This window comes from Shewanella sp. 0m-6 (genome assembly GCF_052977325.1).
The window spans coordinates 1-19,938 of the sequence record NZ_JBRIMD010000039.1 but is presented as its reverse complement, the minus strand read 5'-3'; the positions used below and the strand labels follow the sequence as shown (position 1 = coordinate 19,938).

Below are 19,938 nucleotides of genomic sequence, written 5' to 3'. Positions count from 1 at the left end.
GTTGCCTAGCAACTAACTCCGTTATCACGACCCAATGATGAGGCTATATGCTGAATAAACTTCGGGCATTAGCCCATCATTCGCGTTCGAAAATGGTGCTAGCCTATGCGGCTGGCGCCACTACGGCGCTCTCCTTTGCTCCCTACTCTATCTGGCCAATCTATCTAGTTGCGATGGCCTACATTGTGCATCAAAGTGCAGACTTAACCCCTAAGCAAGCTTTTCGCTATTGGCTGAGTTTTGGCTTTGGCTGCTTCTCTGTGGGGATCAGCTGGGTCCATGTCAGCATGGATATCTATGGCGGTATGCCGCTTATCGCCTCCATCGCTTTAATGGCACTACTTGCCTTATATCTGGCACTTTATCCTGCACTTGCTGGTTGCTTACTGCAAAAGCTGACACCAAATACATCGCTGTTACGTAACCTACTTGTGTTCCCTGCGCTCTGGACCATTACCGAATGGGCACGAGGCTGGGTATTAACAGGCTTTCCATGGTTATGGGCGGGATACAGTCAAACAGAAGGTCCGCTCAAGCCTATCGCCTCAATGTTTGGCACCTTAGGGCTAAGCTTTATTATCGCTATGCTCGCGGGCGCTTTGGCGCTGTTAGCCGTTAAGCGCTGGCAAAGTCTCGCAATCACGCTTCCCGTGCTTACAATGCTCGTCTTTATTGCACCGATGACCTCACACGTTAAGCCTAATGGCGAATCCATCAAAGTTGCATTAGTTCAAGGGAATATCCCACAAAGCATGAAGTGGGAACCTGATGCCCTATGGCCAACCATGCTCAAATATATGGATCTATCGCGACCTGAGTTATCAGCCGATTTAATTATCTGGCCCGAAGCGGCGATCCCTGCACCAGAATATATGGTGAAGGACTTTCTTTATAACGCTAATAAAGTCGCTAACTTAAATAATACCGCCATCATCACAGGTATTATTAGCCATAGAGAGGATTCTTTTTATAACTCACTAATAGTCCTTGGCAATTACAATCACAAACAGCAATCAGAGGCTGATTACTTAGGTAACGGCAGTAACGAATTTAAGAAGCATCATCTCCTGCCTATAGGTGAATTTGTGCCGTTTGAATCGCTATTACGGCCACTCGCGCCATTTTTTAATCTGCCGATGTCCTCCTTTGCCAGAGGCGATTTTATGCAGCCAAATCTCAATGCCGTCGGCCACCAGATATCACCCGCCATCTGCTATGAAATTGCCTTCCCTGAACAGCTGCGTGCCAATATGAATGACAATACCGACTTACTGATGACGGTATCCAATGATGCGTGGTTTGGTAGCTCAAACGGCCCGCTGCAGCATATGGAAATCGCGCAGATGCGCTCGGTAGAGCTAGGTCGACCATTAGTGCGCGCAACCAACAACGGTGTTACTGCTGTCGTCGATGAAAAGGGCAATATCACCCACCAGCTACCGCAATTTGAAGCCGGAGTGCTGGTTGCAGATATTGTGCTAATGAAAGGCCACACACTATTTACCACTGTTGGCCAATGGCCAGTGTTAATAGTAAGCTTTCTTATCGCGATTGCCGTGGCAATTAGAAAGAAAATTCAATGATAAAACATAAGCAGAAAAATGGATTTACACTCATTGAACTGGTTGTGGTTATCATCATTCTGGGCATTTTAGCGATTGTTGCCGCGCCTAAATTTATCGGACTCTCTAGCGAAGCAAGAGCTGAATCGATTAACCAAATTGAAGCCAGTAGTAAGACCGCCAATCAATTGGTCTATGCTAAGTCGCAAATTCCTGGCACGGCAACTAAACCACATAGCTCCCGCAATGATATTATCGATATCGATCTTGATGGCAACGGTAGCTTTGAAACGCGCCTACTTTCAGGCTATTTGGATAATACCGATCTCGCTAATAGGCTCGATCTCGACGCTGTTTTTGTTATCGAGGAGCAAGGTGTTAACCTTACCTACATTGGCTACGATGACGATGATGATGGCAAGGTCAGTGACGACCTTTGCTACTTTAGATACCAACAAGCAACGGCCACTAGCACGCCCAAGTATGAAACCATGCATGATGGTTGCTAGCAGCTCAACGTAAAAACGGCGCATAAGCGCCGTTCTCTATTAGTTTCAAGCTGCATCTATCCACTGCCAATATGGGCTATGGAGCTAATGCCTCGCGAGTGAACTCGTTATTGTCGCACTCTGTACAGTCAGGCAATATTCCAGGGAATTCTATTTTTGACTCATGGCCACAAGCCGTACACACCATAGTACCTTGGCCGACAATCTCACCACTTTCATAGTAACCGTGATGTTTAAAATCTTGCGCGACTTCATGCCATTCCACTTGGCTACGATCGGTGATCTCTCCCAACCAGTGCCATAATGTGCTCTCAACTGTGATAACCGTTGGGCTATGGCTTAAATCGGTGGCATTTTTTTCCTGCAAGAAACTCGCAATGTCACGTTTTAAAAATTGTTCGACTAAAGCAAGCTCTTCTTGCTTCGCTTGCTGTTTTATAGCCAAGTATTCTTTACACGCTTGCATTTGTGCATACAAACTCTTTACAGTCAATGAGTTATCATCATTGTATTGCGATTGCAATTGGTCAATAAGTGCCTTATATAGCGAAAGTAACTCAGTACTTTGTTCACTCATGGTAAATACTCCTTCAACGAACCTTTTTAATGACGCACTTCTAGTTTATTCTATGTCGATATCACTCGCGCTGAAATAGCGCTAGATCAAACAATAGGCGGCATAGCCGGAAATAGATTGATGCAAGAGCAATATACTCCTTCAGAAATTGAAGCTAAAGTGCAGCAGCACTGGCAAGACACAAAAACATTTGAAGTTACCGAAGACGCAAACAAAGAAAAGTTCTATTGCCTTTCTATGTTCCCGTACCCATCGGGTCGACTGCACATGGGTCACGTACGTAACTACACCATAGGCGATGTTGTGTCTCGTTACCAACGTCTGCAAGGTAAAAACGTGCTTCAACCTATCGGTTGGGACTCTTTTGGTCTTCCCGCTGAAAACGCGGCAATCAAAAACAGCACTGCGCCTGCGCCTTGGACTTACGAAAATATCGATTACATGAAAAACCAGCTTAAAATGCTAGGTTTTGGCTATGACTGGTCACGTGAAATCGCTACATGTACGCCTGAATACTATCGCTGGGAACAGTGGTTCTTCACCAAGCTTTATGAAAAAGGCATGGTATACAAGAAGACAGCTTCAGTTAACTGGTGTCCAAACGATGAAACCGTGCTTGCCAATGAGCAGGTTATCGACGGTTGCTGCTGGCGCTGTGATACCACTGTTGAGCAAAAAGAGATCCCGCAGTGGTTTATTAAAATCACTGAGTACGCTGAAGAGCTGCTAAACGATATTGATACGCTAGAAGAGTGGCCTGAACAAGTTAAGACCATGCAGCGTAACTGGATTGGCCGTAGTGAAGGTATCGAGATGACGTTCAAGGTTGCTGATAGTGACCAGAGCTTTGATATCTATACTACGCGTCCTGATACAGTGATGGGCGTAACTTATGTTGCGATTGCAGCCGCGCACCCACTAGCAGAGCAAGCTGCTATCAATAACCCAGCGCTAGCTGAGTTTATTGAAGAGTGTAAAAACGCCGATACCACCGAAGCTGCTATGGCAGCGATGGAAAAGAAAGGTGTTGCGACAGGCCTAAATGCTATCCACCCAATTACTGGCAAACAAGTGCCTATATGGGTTGGTAACTTTGTACTGATGAACTACGGTACTGGCGCAGTGATGTCTGTACCCGCTCACGATCAGCGTGACTATGAGTTTGCTAAAAAGTACGGTCTAAACATCGAAGCGGTTGTTAAGCCAGCTGACGGTGAAGTCGATATCAGCGAAGAAGCTTATACTGAAAAAGGCGTACTATTTAACTCTGCTGAGTTTGACGGTCTAGATTTCCAAGCAGCATTTGATGCAATCGATGCCAAGCTTACAGCTGAAGGCAAAGGTAAGCGTCAAGTGAACTTCCGTCTACGCGACTGGGGTGTTTCACGTCAACGTTACTGGGGTGCACCAATTCCAATGGTCACTTTGGCTGACGGTACGGTTATTCCGACACCTGAAGATCAATTACCAGTGATTTTACCTGAAGATGTGGTTATGGATGGCATCCAAAGCCCAATAAAATCAGATAAAGAGTGGGCTAAGACTCAGGTTAACGGTCAAGAAGCGTTCCGTGAAACTGATACCTTTGATACCTTTATGGAATCATCTTGGTACTACGCACGCTACTGTAGCCCCCATGCAGATGAAATGCTTGATCCTGCAAAGGCAAACTACTGGTTACCTGTAGACCAATACATTGGTGGTATCGAGCATGCTTGTATGCACCTATTGTATTTCCGCTTCTTCCACAAATTGCTACGTGATGCAGGTCTAGTCAACTCTGATGAGCCAGCTAAACGTCTGCTAACTCAAGGTATGGTACTCGCTGATGCTTACTACTATAACAATGAGAAAGGCGCGCGCGTTTGGGTTGCTCCATCTGATGTGACTGTGCAGGAAACTGACGACAAAGGCCGTACCGTTAAAGCCGTAGACAGCGAAGGTAACGAGCTGGTTTACACCGGTATGAGCAAGATGTCTAAGTCGAAAAACAACGGTATCGACCCGCAAGAGATGGTTGATAAGTACGGTGCTGACACGGTTCGTCTATTTATGATGTTTGCAGCGCCACCAGAGCTAACACTTGAATGGCAAGAGTCGAGCGTTGAAGGCGCACATCGCTTTATTAAGCGTTTGTGGAAAACTGCACACGACCATATTACTTCAGGTCCAACTGCAGAACTTGACGTTAAGTCACTTAACGCTGCTCAAAAAGAGCTACGCCGTGAACTGCATAAGACCATTGCAAAAGTGGGTGATGATATTGAGCGTCGTCAGATGTTCAACACCGCAATTGCATCAGTTATGGAGCTAATGAACCGTCTCCAAAAAGCGCCGACTGAGACAGAGCAAGACAAGGCATTGATGCAAGAAGCCTTGAACGCTGTTATCCGTTTACTTTATCCAATCATTCCACACACATGTTTTGTGTTATGGAACGATCTTGGTAACCAAGGTGCGATTGAAGATGTACTTTGGCCAGAAGTTGACGAGTCTGCACTGGTTGAAGACAGCAAGCTAATCATTGTTCAAGTGAACGGTAAACTGCGCGCGAAGATCACTGTTGCAGCAGATGCGAGTAAAGAAGAAGTTGAAGCAGCAGGTATGGCCGAAGAAGGTGTGGTTAAACACACTGAAGGTAAAACTGTTCGTAAAGTTATCTACGTACCGGGCAAGTTGCTCAATATCGTGGCTAACTAATCCTTCTAAAACCAAGGAAGACAAAACAAAGCTTATGCTAATTAAACGCATACTTTTAGCAACCTTGGCACTGAGCATTTTGCTCAGTGCCGGTTGCGGCTTTAGATTACAAGGTAGCTACTCTATCCCTGAGCAGCTACAAACCTTAAGCCTTAGCAGTCAAGATGAATACAGTGAACTAACACGTCTAGTACGTGAACGCCTGCGCTTAAACAGTATTGCTGTAGTTAAGCCCGCGAATGACATTCCAGTTCTGCGCCTTATCAGTGACTCACTCGATCGCTCTACGCTATCAATCTACCCAACGGGTAACGTTGCTGAATATGAGCTTATCTACCAGGTAAGTTTTGCCGTACAGATGCCAGGTGCTGAATCTCAACGCTTTGATGTAGCTATCCACCGTGACTACCTTGACGATCCGCGTACGGCTTTAGCAAAGAGCCGAGAAATGGAGCTCTTACTCAAAGAGATGCGAGTTCAAGCTGCTGACAGAATTATTCAAACTCTGGCTTCTACAAAGGTTAATTAATGCGGGTCTATCCAGATCAGTTAACGCGCCAACTTTCTCCATTACCCCAATGTTGCCTTATTTTTGGCGACGATCCATGGTTATGTGAGCAAAGCCGTGCAGCTCTGCACAGTGAAGCTAAACGTCAAGGCTTTGAAGAAAAGATCCAGTTAACCCAAGAAACGGGGTTTAGTTGGAATGAGCTTTTTGAGCAATGGCAAGCGATGAGCTTGTTTTCAAGCCGTCGTATTATTGAGTTAACCCTCCCACAAGCAAAACCAGGGGCTGAAGGCAGCACTATGCTGCAATCGCTAATGCAGATGGATAATCCAGATGTATTATTGATTTTAACTGGCCCTAAGCTTGCGAGCGAACAAACCAAGAGTAAATGGTTTAAGGTGCTTGATGCAAAAGGGATTTACGTACCTTGCACGACGCCAGAGGGCGCACAGTTTCAACGTTGGTTAGATGGAAGAATTCAGCATTACGGCTTGTCATTGGCACGAGACCCGCGTGAAATGCTCTTTGCACTTTACGAAGGTAACTTGCTTGCCGCCGACCAAGCACTGCAACTGCTGCAACTGCTCAGTCCTAATGAGCCGATTGATTGCGACCAACTAAGCCAATACTTTGAAGATCAATCACGCTTCAGCGTATTTCAATTAACTGACGCCATGCTCAACAACCAACAAGATAAAGCCCAACATATTCTTTCACAGCTTAAAAGTGAGGGAGTGGCGATGCCAATTATCCTATGGTCGTTATTTAAAGAGCTCGCCGTATTGTTACAACTAAAGACAGCACAGAATAAGCGCGAGCCTCTACAGGGACTTTGGAGCAAGTTGCGCATTTGGGATAAACGTAAGCCCATTTATCAAAATGCACTTAACCGTCTTGAATTGAATCATGTAGAAACCTTGCTTGCTGGCGCTTCAGCCATTGAGCTTAAGCTCAAACAACAAGGCATTGAAGACTGGACTGGATTGAGTCACATTAGTCTACTTTTCGATGCTAAAGCTCACGCCAAACTCGCCCATATAACATTAGATTAATATAGGTCTTGAGCATGAGAATTGGCATTTTAGGCGGCACCTTCGACCCTATCCATTTTGGTCATATTCGTCCTGCACTCGAAGCAAAGAACCAGCTTAATTTGGATGAGGTTTGGCTTATGCCAAACCATATTCCACCGCACAAACCCGGCACTCATGTCTCCACTGCCGATAGACTCGCCATGGCGCAGCTTATTTGTGATGAACTACCTCAATTTCAACTTTGTGATATTGAAGCGAAACGCGATACACCTTCCTATTCAGCCATGACTTTAGCTAAATTAAGCAACATGCACCCAGAGCATGAGTTTTACTTCATTATGGGCATGGACTCATTTTTGAGCTTTACTCACTGGCATGAATGGCAACAACTGTTAGACCTATGCCACTTAGTCGTTTGCAAGCGCCCCGGCTGGCAACTTGCTACTAACGACCCAATTCAGGCAATCTTAAAGCCCAGACTTAGCGATAACACCCAAACAACGCCACAAAAATTCGGTAAAATTTTTATGCTTGATGTAGCAGAACAAGATTTCTCCTCAACGCAAATACGTCAGCGACTCATGCAGGGCCTGATGCCAAATGCAGCACTACCCGTCTCGATTCAAGATTACATTCGATGTAATCAGCTTTATACCAATTAGTATAAAGATGTAGATCTCTTTCTTATGTTGATTGGCATTATCTAGCCGATCCTACAGCTAATAAACATTAAACCGCATTCAAACACAGATATTTCTATACAGAACTATTAATCTGGATCTGAAATACTGCTATACTATCGCGCTGTCTTAAAATTAATGGGGTACCAGCGTGGAAAGCGCAGAGTTAAAGCAATTTGTAATCGATAAGGTTGAAGACCTTAAAGCAAAAGATATCGTTGTAATCGACATATCTGAGAAATCAAACATCGCCGATTTTATGGTGGTATGTACGGGTAACTCAAAAACACACGTTAAAGCAATCGCTGAAAATCTAGTGGTTGAGTCAAAGCGTGCCGGTCTGCACATTCTTGGTGTCGAAGGTCGTGAGAGCAGCGAGTGGGTTCTAGTAGACCTAGGCGATGTGATTATGCACGTTATGCAAGATCAAACTCGTGACTTCTACCAGCTTGAAAAACTTTGGTCAGAAAAGCCTGAGTAATGAAGATTCAGTTAGTCGCAGTTGGGACCCGCATGCCAGATTGGGTCGAAACAGGTTTCAAAGAATATCAGCGCCGCTTTCCTCGAGATATGGCGCTTGAATTAATTGAGATCCCTGCTGGCAAACGCGGTAAAAATGCCGATATAGCTCGCATTCTCCAAAAAGAGGGCGAGTTAATGTTGGCGGCGATCCCGAAAGGGAATCATATCGTCAGCTTGGACTTACCGGGTAAAAACCTCACAACACCGCAATTAGCAGAGCAAATGAACAAGTGGCTGCTTGATGGTCGCGATGTTAGCTTGTTAATTGGAGGCCCAGAAGGTTTATCACCTGAGTGTAAAAAAGCCGCTGCGCAAAGCTGGTGCTTATCAGCCTTAACTCTACCTCATCCTCTGGTACGAGTGATTGTTGCCGAAAGCCTATATCGTGGCTGGAGTATCAACAATAATCACCCTTACCATAGAGAATAATATCGACACCCTATAAAACTAAACAGACCTTAATAGGATATGTGCTTGGCACCCTTTTTTAAGCAGGAGAGAATGTAAGTGTCACCAAGAAAGCGCATAACCATGAACGACCATGCGGCCGAGGCGTCGCTATTTAAAAGTCGCGCCCTGTTTACGTTCTTATCTGTATTTATCCTGCTGAGCTTGTTGCTGGTTAACCTCTACAACCTGCAAATCACCTCCTTTAAAGATTACGAAACTCGCTCTAATGACAATCGTATTCGTGTCGTCCCTGTCGCGCCTAGTCGTGGCTTAATCTACGATCGTCACGGCCAATTACTCGCCGAAAACCAACCTTTTTTCTCATTAGAGATGGTGCCAGAAAAGGTTAAAAATGTCAGTGAGACCTTAGATGAGCTCAGCCTCGTTATCGACTTGTCGGCAGATGAAAAAGAAAACGTAATCGATGCACTTAAGTATCACCGTCGTTTTAAGCCTCTGACAATTAAGAACAAACTGACCGAAGAACAAGTTGCAAAATTCAGTGTGAATCAGCACCGCTTTCCGGGCATTTCTGTTGACGCGGGCCTCAAGCGCCACTACCCGTACAATGGTTTAATGACTCACGCATTAGGCTATGTCGGCAAAATCAATAGCCGAGATCAAGACTCGCTTATCCGTAATAACTTGTGGGCAAACTATGCGGCAACAAAAGATATCGGTAAGCAAGGTATCGAAAAGTTTTACGAGAGCCTGCTACTTGGTAAACCTGGGCACCTCGAAGAAGAGGTTAACAACCGCGGTCGTACCATTCGTATTTTAAAATCTGAGCCGCCAACGCCCGGGCAAGATATCCACCTGACCTTAGATTTAAAGCTTCAACAAAAAGCCATGGAGCTACTTAATGGTCGACGTGGCTCTATTGTTGCAATCGATCCACGAGATGGTGGTATTTTAGCGCTAATCTCTAGCCCAACTTATGATCCTAACCAATTTGTGCATGGCATTAGTAGTAAGGCGTATAGCGAATTACTCAATTCTAAGTCACGCCCACTTATCAACCGTGCGACTCAGGGTCAATACGCCCCAGCATCCACCGTTAAGCCACACTTGGCGTTATTAGGCTTAGAAAATAAAACCGTTACCCAAAAAACGCGTATTTGGGACCCTGGTTTTTGGCAGATCCCAGGTGTTGAACGTAAATACCGTGACTGGAAACGCTGGGGTCATGGCTGGGTTGATGTTAACAGCGCCATTGTTAGCTCTTGTGACACCTATTTTTATGATCTTGCCTATAAAACAGGCGTTGATGCTATCGCCAACTTTATGCAACCCTTTGGATTTGGTGAACGTACCGGCGTTGATATTTTTGAAGAGTCCGCCGGTAACATGCCGTCTAAAGATTGGAAGCGTTTACGCTATAACCAACCTTGGTATATCGGCGATACCATCTCTGTTGGTATTGGTCAGGGCTACTGGACAACAACGCCGCTGCAGCTTGCCAATGCTACCGCTATTTTAGCCAACAATGGCCGCCGTTTTGTGCCACACATGCTTAAGTCGATTCAAGATCAAACCGCTAAAATCGACACGCCGCCCGATGAGCTGCCGCCTATCGTACTATCGAACCCTAAAAACTGGGACATCATTAATGAAGCCATGCGTGATACAGCGCATAAGTCTCGCTTTACCGACGCGCGCTACACCGCGGCGATGAAAACGGGTACCGCACAGGTATTTAGTGTTGCGCAAGATGAAGAATACGATGCGGAAAACATTGATGAACGTCTACGTGATAATGCTTTAATTATTGCTTACGCCCCCTACGAAAACCCTAAAATTGTTCTCGCTGTAGTACTTGAAAACGCGGGTTGGGGTGGCGTTAACGCTGGGCCAGTAGCTCGCGCTTTACTCGACGAGTATTTGTTAAGAGATTCATGGGATAAAACAGAATGAGTGCACACAATAGCCGACCAAACATATGGCAGCGCTTACACATAGACTTGCCATTGCTGTTAGGCCTGCTGGCACTCATGGCTTTCGGACTTGTTGTTATTTATTCTGCCGGCGGTGAAGACTTAGCGCTAATGGATCGCCAACTGTTCCGTATGGGGCTATCGCTATTAGTGATGTTTACTGTGGCGCAGATTAACCCTGAAGTGCTTAGGCGTTGGGCGTTCCCCATTTATATTACTGGGATCATCTTACTGATTGGAGTGCACTTTTTTGGTGAGATCAATAAAGGTGCTCAGCGCTGGTTAAACTTAGGCTTTATGGAGTTTCAACCATCTGAACTTATTAAGCTCGCCTTCCCTATTACCATGGCTTGGTATATCAGTAAGTTCCCACTCCCCCCCAAGAAACGCTACCTTGCTGGTGCAGGAATACTGTTACTTGTCCCCACATTACTCATCGCTAAGCAGCCAGATTTAGGTACCTCTATCCTTGTTGCCGCTTCAGGCATCTTTGTACTGTTTCTATCCGGTATGAGTTGGCGTATTGTTGGTGGCTTTATCGGCAGTGTATTGGCGATGCTACCCGTGCTGTGGTTTTTCTTGATGCATGACTACCAGCGTACCCGCGTATTGACCTTGCTTGATCCAGAAAAAGATCCATTAGGTGCAGGCTACCATATTATCCAATCTAAAATTGCCATCGGCTCTGGCGGATTGTGGGGCAAAGGCTGGCTTCAAGGCACTCAATCGCAACTAGAGTTTTTGCCTGAACGGCATACTGACTTTATTTTTGCGGTTATTGGAGAAGAATTTGGGCTTATCGGTGCGTTAATTCTGCTGGCACTATATCTTTATGTAATAGGCCGAGGCTTAGTTATCGCCTCTCGCGCACAAACCAGTTTTGCTCGCTTATTAGCTGGCAGTATAACCTTAACATTCTTCGTCTATATTTTTGTGAATATTGGTATGGTTTCAGGTCTTTTACCTGTTGTAGGTGTTCCTCTGCCTCTAATCAGTTATGGTGGTACCTCGATGCTGACATTGATGACAGGATTTGGCATCTTAATGAGTATTCACACTCACAGACGTTTTATCGACAGATAGCCTTAAGACGCTATTTGATAAAGCCTCACTCTTTATATAGATTTAACCTTCGATGGCATTGTGACGTATTCGAGTGACCTAATCACTATGCCTATCGACTATTAAGGATTGCCTCATAAATGACGCTTTTAAAACGCATTCTTGCACCTTTAGCATTGACTCTCTTTTCATGCTCAGCTGCGGCAGATTCTGACTCAGACGTCAAAGCGCTTAAAACTGAGTTTATTAAAACCCAAAGCGATAAAGGTTTCGATAGCAAAGAAACAGCAGCGTTCATTGCCAACGCCGAATATAACCAAGCGGTTATCGACGCGATGACCAAGCCATGGGAAGCTAAGCCTTGGCATCAGTACTACCCTATATTTCTCACAGAAAAACGTCTAGAAGCTGGGTTAGCCTTCTGGCAAGAACATGCTGACACTATCGCTAAAGCCTCAAAAGAGTTTAATGTTGATCCACAAATCATCGTCGCAATTATTGGCATTGAAACCTTTTACGGTGGCTACATGGGCAATTATCCTGTTAAAGACGCCCTCTACACCTTAGGTTTCCATTATCCGCCGAGAGCAACATTCTTCCGTAGTGAATTTGCCAACCTGCAGTCACTGGTAAAAGAGGAAAATTTAGATATTAATAGCCTGAAAGGCTCCTATGCTGGTGCTATGGGCTTTGGTCAGTTTATCCCGTCTAGCTACCGCCATTACGCAGTGGATTTTGATAATGATGGTAGCCGCGATCTATTAAATAGCACTACCGATGCTATTGGTAGTGTAGCTAACTACTTCCATCAACATGGTTGGCAGAAAAACCAGCCGGTAACACTGCAATTAACGTTGAATAAAGACTTACCTGATACAGTGAAAACGTGGTCTGGTGAGAAAATGCAGTATAACGTTGCTGACATACTATCACCGAACGTTGCACTGGCTGAATCAATGGATATTGATGTGTCACAACCAGCATTAGTGGTAAAGCTTGAACAAGCCGACCACGATGAGTATTGGTTAGGTCTCAAAAACTTTTATGTTATTACCCGTTATAACCGCAGCCCTTTGTACGCTATGGCGGTTTACCAATTTAGTCAGGAATTAAACAAAGCTTATGTCGCGCAATAATACCCTTGCCATTTTATTCTTAACCGCCACATTAGCTGCGTGTTCGAGCGGTGGTCGCTATGAACTTGATGACGATAAAGCGCCAACATCAGCTCCTGATGTCACCAAGGTTGAAGATGCTCACCCTAAATATGAGCCATATAGCCGTGGGGGAAACAAAAAGAACTACACGGTATTAGGTAAGAGTTATCAGGTCATGGACTCAGGTGCTGGCTACGCGGAAAAAGGAATTGCATCTTGGTACGGCGCTAAGTTTCATGGGCACCTCACATCAAACGGTGAAACCTACGACATGTATTCGATGTCTGCAGCCCATAAAACCTTACCACTACCTAGCTACGTTAAGGTCACCAACCTTAAAAATGATAAAACGGTTATTGTACGAGTCAACGACAGAGGGCCATTTCATGCAGATAGAATTATCGATCTATCTTATGCTGCTGCCCACCGGCTCGACATGCTAAAAACCGGTACCGCAAATGTAAGCCTAGAAGTTATCTATATTGCCAATCCTGAATCGAGTGCACTTGCCGAGCTAAAAGGCACTGAACTTCACTATATTCAGGTTGTAGCATCATCAAACAAAGAACGCTTAGGTCATCTAGCCAATAGCCTAGAGCAAAAATATCAAGTCAAGAGCCGCATTCAAAGCGTAAATAACTTGTATCGTTTGCAATTAGGCCCAATCGGTCAGCAGCAACTAGCTGACAAGCTAACAGAAAAGCTCAAGCAAGAGGGTTACCCTCAAAGTTACCTGCTTACTGAATGAACCAAGATTAATGAACCTAGGCTGAATTCCATTGTCGACTAATGTTATACTCGTTGGAATTACACTTTCTTCATACCTAAACTATTAAGACGTGCATTATTAATATGAATTTACTGAACAAACCTTTAAAAACGCTTTTGTTCGCGACCTCTGTCGCCGCATTATCAGCACAAGCAGCGCCAGTCGTTACCCCAAATGCACCAACAGTGGCAGCTAAAGCTTACGTGCTAATGGACTACAACACCGGACAAATCATTGCTGAAGAAAACGCTTACGAAAGCTTAAACCCAGCTAGCTTGACCAAGATGATGACAAGTTATGTGATCGGTCATGAGATCAAAGTCGGTAACATTGCCCCCACTGATGAAGTAACCATTAGTAAAAAAGCATGGTCAAAAAACTTCCCCGACTCTTCTAAAATGTTTATCGAAGTCGGTAAAACAGTTTCTGTTGAAGATCTAAACAAAGGCATTATTATCCAATCGGGTAACGATGCGTGCGTAGCAATGGCTGAACATATTGCTGGTACTGAAGATGGCTTTGTCGACTTAATGAACTCATGGGCTAAACAGCTAGGAATGCAAGATAGCTACTTTGAAAATAGCCATGGTTTAGACTCTGACAACCATAAAAGTACCGCTTATGACATGGCTATTCTTGGCGCCGCAATTATTCGCGATGTACCAGAAGAGTACGCAGTCTATAAAGAGAAATCATTTACCTACAACGGTATTAAGCAATACAACCGTAACGGTTTGTTATGGGATAAGAGCTTAAGCGTTGACGGTATTAAAACAGGCCACACTTCTGGTGCAGGTTTTAACCTGGTAACCTCAGCAACTAAAGACGGTATGCGTCTTATCTCTGTTGTATTAGGCACCAAGAGTGAAGCCGCACGTAAGGCAGAAAGTAAGAAGCTACTTAACTATGGTTTCCGTTTCTTTGAAACTGTTACACCATACAAAGCTGGCGATACTTTCGTTACCCAAAAAATCTGGTATGGCGACCGTGAAACGATTGACCTAGGTGTTGTCACTGATACCCCTATTACCATTAGTCGCGGCCAAGCTAAAAATTTACAAGCTAACTTTGAACTCACAAAAGAGCTTAACGCCCCTATAGCAAAAGGCGAGACTGTCGGTCGTATCTACTTCCAATTAAATGGAAAAGATATCGCTCAGTTCCCACTTGTCACGCTACAAGAAGTGAATGAAGGCAGCTGGTTTAGCCAATTAATGGATTACTTCAAGCAGATGTTTGCAGGTTGGTTTAGCTAAACCATACTGTATACAAAAAAGAAGCCACCGCAAGGTGGCTTCTTGCATTTGATAGCCAAACAAACCTTGTGAACTTGAACCATACTAACCAATTAGTCATTGACCCAATAATGACTAAATTAAAGTTGCCATATTAAGCAATGAATAACCGTTAACTCATTCTTCTCATTTAAAAATTCATTACACTGCGATTCGAATTTGAGTCAGCAAGAATGATCAAATATTTATTTAGCTTGGTATTAGGTATAATCGTCACCATATTATGGTTATTGCAATCTATGAGAGTGAAAAATGTTAGATACTAAATTTGATGAATTAATGGAATTCCCAGCTTCTTTTCCATTTAAAATTGTTGGAGATGCAAGCGATACGCTAGCTGATCGTGTCGTAGCAGTCGCCCAAAGTTTGGCACCAGATGACTATACGCCAACAACAAAAGCGTCGAGCAAAGGCACTTACAATTCGGTCACCATACGTATAACCGTTACAAGTAAAGAGCAGATAGAGAAACTTTACACCGAACTTGCTGCGATTGAGGGCGTTAAACGCGTACTATAAATATTAATCATAAATGATAAATGTGATCCGTATTACATTTATCATTTTGAAGCGTATAATAGCCCGCACAAATATTTGAGGGGAGAGGTTGCCCTTGTACGATAACGCTTTGCATATTCGTCATCTCGGTAAACAAGATTACGAATCAGTGTGGCACGCGATGCAACACTATACCGATAATCGCGATGAGAACAGTCAAGATGAGATCTGGATTGTTGAACATACGCCAGTATTCACACAAGGCCAAGCAGGCAAGAGTGAGCACATCCTAAATCCTGGTGATATTCCTGTTATTCAGGTTGATCGAGGTGGCCAAGTAACCTATCACGGCCCGGGGCAACTTGTCGTCTACCCTCTTCTCGATATTAAACGCCTCAAAGTCGGTGTACGTCAGCTTGTCACTCACATTGAACAGAGTATCGTCAACATGCTTGTGCGCTATCAGATTGAAGCTTATGCAAAAGCTGATGCGCCTGGTGTTTATGTTGAAGAACGTAAGATCGCATCACTCGGTCTTAGGATCCGTAAAGGATGCTCTTTCCATGGACTCGCCCTCAATGTCGATATGGACATGTCTCCATTTCAGCGCATTAACCCCTGCGGTTACGCTGGCATGGAAATGATCCAGTGCAAACAGCTCGGTGGACCACAAACTGTCGAAGAGGCAGGTCTGCAACTGATTGAAACCCTCAGCCAAGAACTCGGTTTAGATAAGCTAGTTCACCACCAAGGATTACCAGAGTCATATGAATAGGCCTGAAAGATTACAACCTGGCGTTAAACTTAGAGACGCAGACAAGGTTTCACGCATCCCTGTTAAAGTGGTGCCATCTGAACGTGACACCATGCTAAGAAAACCTGACTGGCTGCGAGTAAAGCTACCCGCTTCAAATCAGCGTATTACCGAGATCAAGCAAGCACTGCGTAAAAATGGTCTCCACTCTGTTTGTGAAGAGGCTTCATGCCCTAACCTATCAGAGTGCTTTAACCATGGCACCGCAACATTTATGATTTTGGGTGCTATCTGTACCCGTCGCTGCCCGTTTTGCGATGTTGCTCATGGTCGTCCTCTAAAGCCTGATGCTGAAGAGCCTAAGAAGCTTGCACAAACGATCAAAGATATGAAGCTTAAGTATGTCGTTATTACCTCTGTAGACCGTGATGATCTGCGTGATGGTGGTGCACAGCATTTTGCTGACTGTATCCGTGAGATCCGTTTATTAAATCCGCAAATTAAAATCGAAACCTTAGTACCCGATTTCCGCGGTCGTATTGATGCAGCGCTTGAGATCTTGGCGACTGAGCCACCAGATGTGTTTAACCACAATTTGGAAACTGCGCCTATGCATTATCGTAAAGCGCGACCTGGTGCTAATTATCAATGGTCACTCGATTTATTGAAGAAATTTAAAGACCGCCACCCCAATATTCCGACAAAATCAGGTCTGATGATGGGTCTTGGTGAGAGTAACGAAGAGATTGCACAAGTACTGCATGATCTGCGAGCTCATAATGTTGAGATGCTGACTTTAGGTCAATATCTACAACCTTCTAAATTCCACCTGCCAGTTGAGCGCTATGTATCACCTGCGGAATTTGATGAGCTAAAAGAGCTTGCTGAAAGCATTGGCTTTACTCACGCAGCTTGTGGTCCATTGGTACGTTCAAGTTACCATGCAGATCTTCAGGCTCAAGGTAAAGAAGTTAAGTAAATTTACCTCGCGCTCGATAGCATAAGTTAAGACAAAAATAGCGCCTAATTAGGCGCTATTTTTATTGGCAACAAGGCGTTTAAAAACTTAGCTGCATCAATACCGCATCTTCAGTGCCAGTATCCGATTTATAGTAACCTTTACGAATACCGGTTTCCTTAAAGCCAACTTTCTCATAAAGTTCTCTTGCAGCAATCGCAGACTGACGAACCTCTAACAGTAATACCTCAGCCCCTTTATCTTTAGCCTCGACGATTACAGCCTTTAACAGCATTTTACCGTAACCTTTGCCCTGCAGTCTGGGTTCAACACAGATATCCATTAAGGTCGCATCTTCAAAAATCTGATGCAAGATAGCAAAGCCACAAAGCTCATCACCATCCAATAACCCAATGCAGTGATACAAATTACCGAAACAACTTTTTATCGTTGACTCACTCATTGGGTGGCTATGCGCTTTAACCGCTATAGCAGCCATCTGAGCAGACATTTCATCGTTTAGCAGTGTAAGTTCCACTACGTATCCTTTTGAGCCATAAAAGACTGTATATTAAGCCACAACGTCTTTTTAGCTTCAGGGTTATTCTCAAGTTCATTAATGGGGGCTGAAAATAAAGTGCTGTCATTAACAACTGTCTGCTTACCACGCATATCCCAAATCACCTTAGCTCCTGGTTCAGCTCTAACAGCAAAACGGCAATGATCCATATTGACTCCGAGTAAACCTAGTACGGTACAGATGATTGGGCTATCGACATCTTTAATCCGTAAAGGATTCACTAAGACAATAGCTATATCAGTTTGGGGAATCGCTTTTTTCCAGCGAGTAATGCTCATGGCATCTAGGTAAGCACTCTTTTCCATCATGACTCACTCAAAGGGGGATAATAACGTTAGAGTGGCTAGCATAGCAGTTAGTCCTCTAATAGGTAACATAGTTTAGACGAGTGCGCAGAAACAATGTAGCACTGAGCTAGATGCTTTTACTATTAAGACTAATAAGCTATCTACAATATCGATGAGTGGCATTCAGTGAAGCAATAGAGCAAAACGAAAAGCAAACACTATCGCAAATAGCAGATGCGAAAAAGCCGAGCTAGTGCTCGGCTTTTTCTAATTTGGCAGGGGTGGGGAGACTCGAACTCACAACATCCGGTTTTGGAGACCGGCGCTCTACCAATTGGAGCTACACCCCTGTTGACGAAACGGATTATGCGTAATCTGCCCCGAAAGGTAAAGCTTTTTTTATTTAAAGCCCATCAAGTGTGGATTTTTCAGACAAAAGCAAAACCTAGTAACATCCAGAGCCTTAAATAACACAAAAAAGCGCTATAACTGAAACGATAAACCGCAGATGCAAAAAAGCCGAGCTAATGCTCGGCTTTCTCTAATTTGGCAGGGGTGGGGAGATTCGAACTCACAACATCCGGTTTTGGAGACCGGCGCTCTACCAATTGGAGCTACACCCCTTTTGAGGACACTGATTTTGCTTAATGTTGAGTAAAAGGTAAAGTATTTTTTTGCTAATAACTACCGCCTGCAGGTTTTTCGAGCGCTCAGCAGGTGTTTTGATCACTTTGCCGACTGAAATAGCTCAATAAACAGCACTCACAACACTGCTCGCTGGTATTATAAGCTCAGCACAATATAGGCAACCTCTACGCTTACAATCAAGAAAAATTAGTGAGACTTAAATTTCACTCCCCAGATTACTATAAATGAGCTGCAGTTATTATAGCTACCGAGCCAGTCTAGTGGTTCACCTTAAGCTTTAAAACAATGGCAGGTTTATCTACTCGCGCACCGATTATTGTGAAAAGCCTTCTTATACTCATCTGGATAGAGATTGCCTCCGAAACAGGACATACAACTAGAAAAGAGCAAAGGGATGCTTAGCAGGTCACATCGTATATTAGCAGTTCTGAATAACTCAAACTTATAGATAGGAAGATAGCGGTTCATACAAGCCTTAAAATATTTTATGAGCCTCCCTCCCCCTCTATCGAAGGCTTTCAGCTATGAATATCAGGAGTTTCGCAGCTTAAGTGGATAAGCCACCTAAAATAGGTAGCTCTATTCTGGGTACGTTAGCGCTCAGTGTTCTAAAAACACCCGACGCCATACATGGCACTCAAGGATAAGTATTCCCTCTAGAGTAAGCCCTGTTACTCTTATCCTATAAAGTGTATGTGACTTCTCACGGCCAAATTTGGGAGTGCATCGGAAGTGACCTACGAACCACATCAATGCGGGAAGTGTCTATTATGCAGGAGTATATAAACGCCTGTAGTTCGCGCACGCCACATCAAACACACAGGGGCAAAGCAAGGTGTTCTGAATACGTAGCATTCAGACTAGCTTGTTCGCGGAGAAGCTTGTCTTCGTAGTTGGGGCAAGGCATAAGGCCTTTCAATGACATCCTTGTCATCATGGCATTTGTTAGCCCTAAACGTCAGGTGTGCCAAATGCCTGAAACGCATGGACGCGGTTTCTGGCCAAGCGCAGCTGCGTGGCAACATAGAGGGAGTGTCCTTTCGTATACGCGCCTGGAAATGGCCAGCTTCGAGCATGCCGCCATGGATGGCGGTAATTAGAATAACGCAGGAGCAGTTATCGAAGCTCTCCGCGTTGACCCACATGGATGTGGGGAATGTCGAAAATGTCAGGAACAGTTTTCTACCTGACCATGCATCAAACTTCGTTTGATAAGCACAAGGGCTTCACCCTACTATTTATTATGCCCTCTGGGTGCACATGATTTGAAGCATGCTTCGAATGCACTCTCTATACCCCCATGTTCGTTTGGTCAATTCTCGTAATAAAGAGTCCAGACAAAAACGAAAAAAGCCCGTTGCGTTAGCAACGGGCTTTATCGCTTCTCTTTCGAGAATAATTAGGCGCCTGGAAATGACCTACTCTCACATGGGGAGACCCCACACTACCATCGG

General features: G+C 44.4%; 19 protein-coding genes and 2 tRNA genes. 16 read left to right on the top strand and 5 right to left on the bottom strand.

The window, feature by feature from the left end; all coding sequences use genetic code 11:
* The first annotated feature begins 47 nt into the window (after positions 1-47).
* Entirely contained in the window at positions 48-1,583 is a 1,536-nt protein-coding gene (gene lnt / locus ACVBJC_RS19075; protein WP_447162505.1) for an apolipoprotein N-acyltransferase, read from the top strand.
* Positions 1,580-2,071, top strand: a complete 492-nt coding sequence (locus tag ACVBJC_RS19070) for a type II secretion system protein (RefSeq protein ID WP_447162504.1) — start codon at positions 1,580-1,582, stop codon at positions 2,069-2,071. Before lnt ends, ACVBJC_RS19070 begins: the two co-directional genes overlap by 4 nt.
* 76 nt (positions 2,072-2,147) lie before the next feature.
* Here ACVBJC_RS19070 and ACVBJC_RS19065 read toward each other — a convergent pair whose 3' ends face one another.
* Positions 2,148-2,648: a zinc ribbon-containing protein gene (locus ACVBJC_RS19065; RefSeq protein WP_447162503.1), complete on the bottom strand. Its 501-nt coding sequence runs from the start codon at positions 2,646-2,648 to the stop codon at positions 2,148-2,150.
* Positions 2,649-2,768: 120 nt separating this feature from the next.
* On the opposite strand from ACVBJC_RS19065, the gene leuS reads away from it, so the two are divergent.
* The 14 genes from leuS to lipA all read left to right on the top strand — a co-directional run bounded on the left by leuS (position 2,769) and on the right by lipA (position 16,990).
* The gene (gene leuS / locus ACVBJC_RS19060; protein ID WP_447162502.1) at positions 2,769-5,348 is read left to right on the top strand and encodes a leucine--tRNA ligase; all 2,580 of its coding nucleotides are present in this window, start codon (positions 2,769-2,771) and stop codon (positions 5,346-5,348) included.
* 34 nt (positions 5,349-5,382) lie between these two features.
* A complete protein-coding gene (locus ACVBJC_RS19055; RefSeq protein ID WP_447162501.1) occupies positions 5,383-5,877 on the top strand; it encodes an LPS-assembly lipoprotein LptE in 495 nt (164 codons plus the stop codon).
* The gene (holA, locus tag ACVBJC_RS19050) at positions 5,877-6,908 is read left to right on the top strand and encodes a DNA polymerase III subunit delta (RefSeq protein WP_447162500.1); all 1,032 of its coding nucleotides are present in this window, start codon (positions 5,877-5,879) and stop codon (positions 6,906-6,908) included. Before ACVBJC_RS19055 ends, holA begins: the two co-directional genes overlap by 1 nt.
* Before the next feature lie 14 nt (positions 6,909-6,922).
* Positions 6,923-7,552 carry a nicotinate-nucleotide adenylyltransferase gene (gene nadD, locus ACVBJC_RS19045; protein ID WP_447162499.1) on the top strand — a complete coding sequence of 210 codons (630 nt, stop codon included), beginning with the start codon at positions 6,923-6,925 and terminating at the stop codon, positions 7,550-7,552.
* A gap of 169 nt (positions 7,553-7,721) precedes the next feature.
* Positions 7,722-8,051 (top strand): ribosome silencing factor, encoded by a 330-nt coding sequence (gene rsfS, locus ACVBJC_RS19040; RefSeq protein WP_447162498.1) that lies wholly within the window; start codon positions 7,722-7,724, stop codon positions 8,049-8,051.
* Positions 8,051-8,521, top strand: coding sequence for a 23S rRNA (pseudouridine(1915)-N(3))-methyltransferase RlmH (rlmH, locus tag ACVBJC_RS19035; RefSeq protein WP_447162497.1), 471 nt, complete (start codon positions 8,051-8,053; stop codon positions 8,519-8,521). Before rsfS ends, rlmH begins: the two co-directional genes overlap by 1 nt.
* Before the next feature lie 78 nt (positions 8,522-8,599).
* Positions 8,600-10,456, top strand: coding sequence for a penicillin-binding protein 2 (gene mrdA / locus ACVBJC_RS19030; RefSeq protein ID WP_447162496.1), 1,857 nt, complete (start codon positions 8,600-8,602; stop codon positions 10,454-10,456).
* Positions 10,453-11,559 (top strand): rod shape-determining protein RodA, encoded by a 1,107-nt coding sequence (gene rodA / locus ACVBJC_RS19025; RefSeq protein ID WP_447162495.1) that lies wholly within the window; start codon positions 10,453-10,455, stop codon positions 11,557-11,559. The genes mrdA and rodA overlap by 4 nt, the downstream gene beginning before the upstream one ends.
* Before the next feature lie 119 nt (positions 11,560-11,678).
* Positions 11,679-12,674 (top strand): lytic murein transglycosylase B, encoded by a 996-nt coding sequence (gene mltB, locus ACVBJC_RS19020; RefSeq protein WP_447162494.1) that lies wholly within the window; start codon positions 11,679-11,681, stop codon positions 12,672-12,674.
* The gene (locus ACVBJC_RS19015) at positions 12,661-13,443 is read left to right on the top strand and encodes a septal ring lytic transglycosylase RlpA family protein (protein WP_447162493.1); all 783 of its coding nucleotides are present in this window, start codon (positions 12,661-12,663) and stop codon (positions 13,441-13,443) included. Before mltB ends, ACVBJC_RS19015 begins: the two co-directional genes overlap by 14 nt.
* Before the next feature lie 104 nt (positions 13,444-13,547).
* Positions 13,548-14,720, top strand: a complete 1,173-nt coding sequence (locus ACVBJC_RS19010; protein ID WP_447162492.1) for a serine hydrolase — start codon at positions 13,548-13,550, stop codon at positions 14,718-14,720.
* Positions 14,721-15,011: 291 nt separating this feature from the next.
* Positions 15,012-15,278, top strand: a complete 267-nt coding sequence (ybeD, locus tag ACVBJC_RS19005) for a DUF493 family protein YbeD (protein ID WP_447162491.1) — start codon at positions 15,012-15,014, stop codon at positions 15,276-15,278.
* A 94-nt stretch (positions 15,279-15,372) separates the two neighbouring features.
* Positions 15,373-16,032 carry a lipoyl(octanoyl) transferase LipB gene (gene lipB / locus ACVBJC_RS19000; RefSeq protein ID WP_447162490.1) on the top strand — a complete coding sequence of 220 codons (660 nt, stop codon included), beginning with the start codon at positions 15,373-15,375 and terminating at the stop codon, positions 16,030-16,032.
* Positions 16,025-16,990 carry a lipoyl synthase gene (lipA, locus tag ACVBJC_RS18995; RefSeq protein WP_447162489.1) on the top strand — a complete coding sequence of 322 codons (966 nt, stop codon included), beginning with the start codon at positions 16,025-16,027 and terminating at the stop codon, positions 16,988-16,990. The genes lipB and lipA overlap by 8 nt, the downstream gene beginning before the upstream one ends.
* A 79-nt stretch (positions 16,991-17,069) precedes the next feature.
* On the opposite strand, the gene rimI is transcribed toward lipA, so the two are convergent.
* The 4 genes from rimI to ACVBJC_RS18975 all read right to left on the bottom strand — a co-directional run bounded on the left by rimI (position 17,070) and on the right by ACVBJC_RS18975 (position 18,460).
* Positions 17,070-17,507 carry a ribosomal protein S18-alanine N-acetyltransferase gene (gene rimI / locus ACVBJC_RS18990; protein WP_439267649.1) on the bottom strand — a complete coding sequence of 146 codons (438 nt, stop codon included), beginning with the start codon at positions 17,505-17,507 and terminating at the stop codon, positions 17,070-17,072.
* Complete coding sequence (locus tag ACVBJC_RS18985; RefSeq protein WP_447162488.1) at positions 17,507-17,857, bottom strand: hypothetical protein; 351 nt, start codon at positions 17,855-17,857, stop codon at positions 17,507-17,509. Before ACVBJC_RS18985 ends, rimI begins: the two co-directional genes overlap by 1 nt.
* A 252-nt stretch (positions 17,858-18,109) precedes the next feature.
* A tRNA-Trp gene (locus ACVBJC_RS18980) sits at positions 18,110-18,186 on the bottom strand.
* A 197-nt stretch (positions 18,187-18,383) separates the two neighbouring features.
* A tRNA-Trp gene (locus tag ACVBJC_RS18975) sits at positions 18,384-18,460 on the bottom strand.
* Between the last annotated feature and the right edge of the window lie 1,478 nt (positions 18,461-19,938).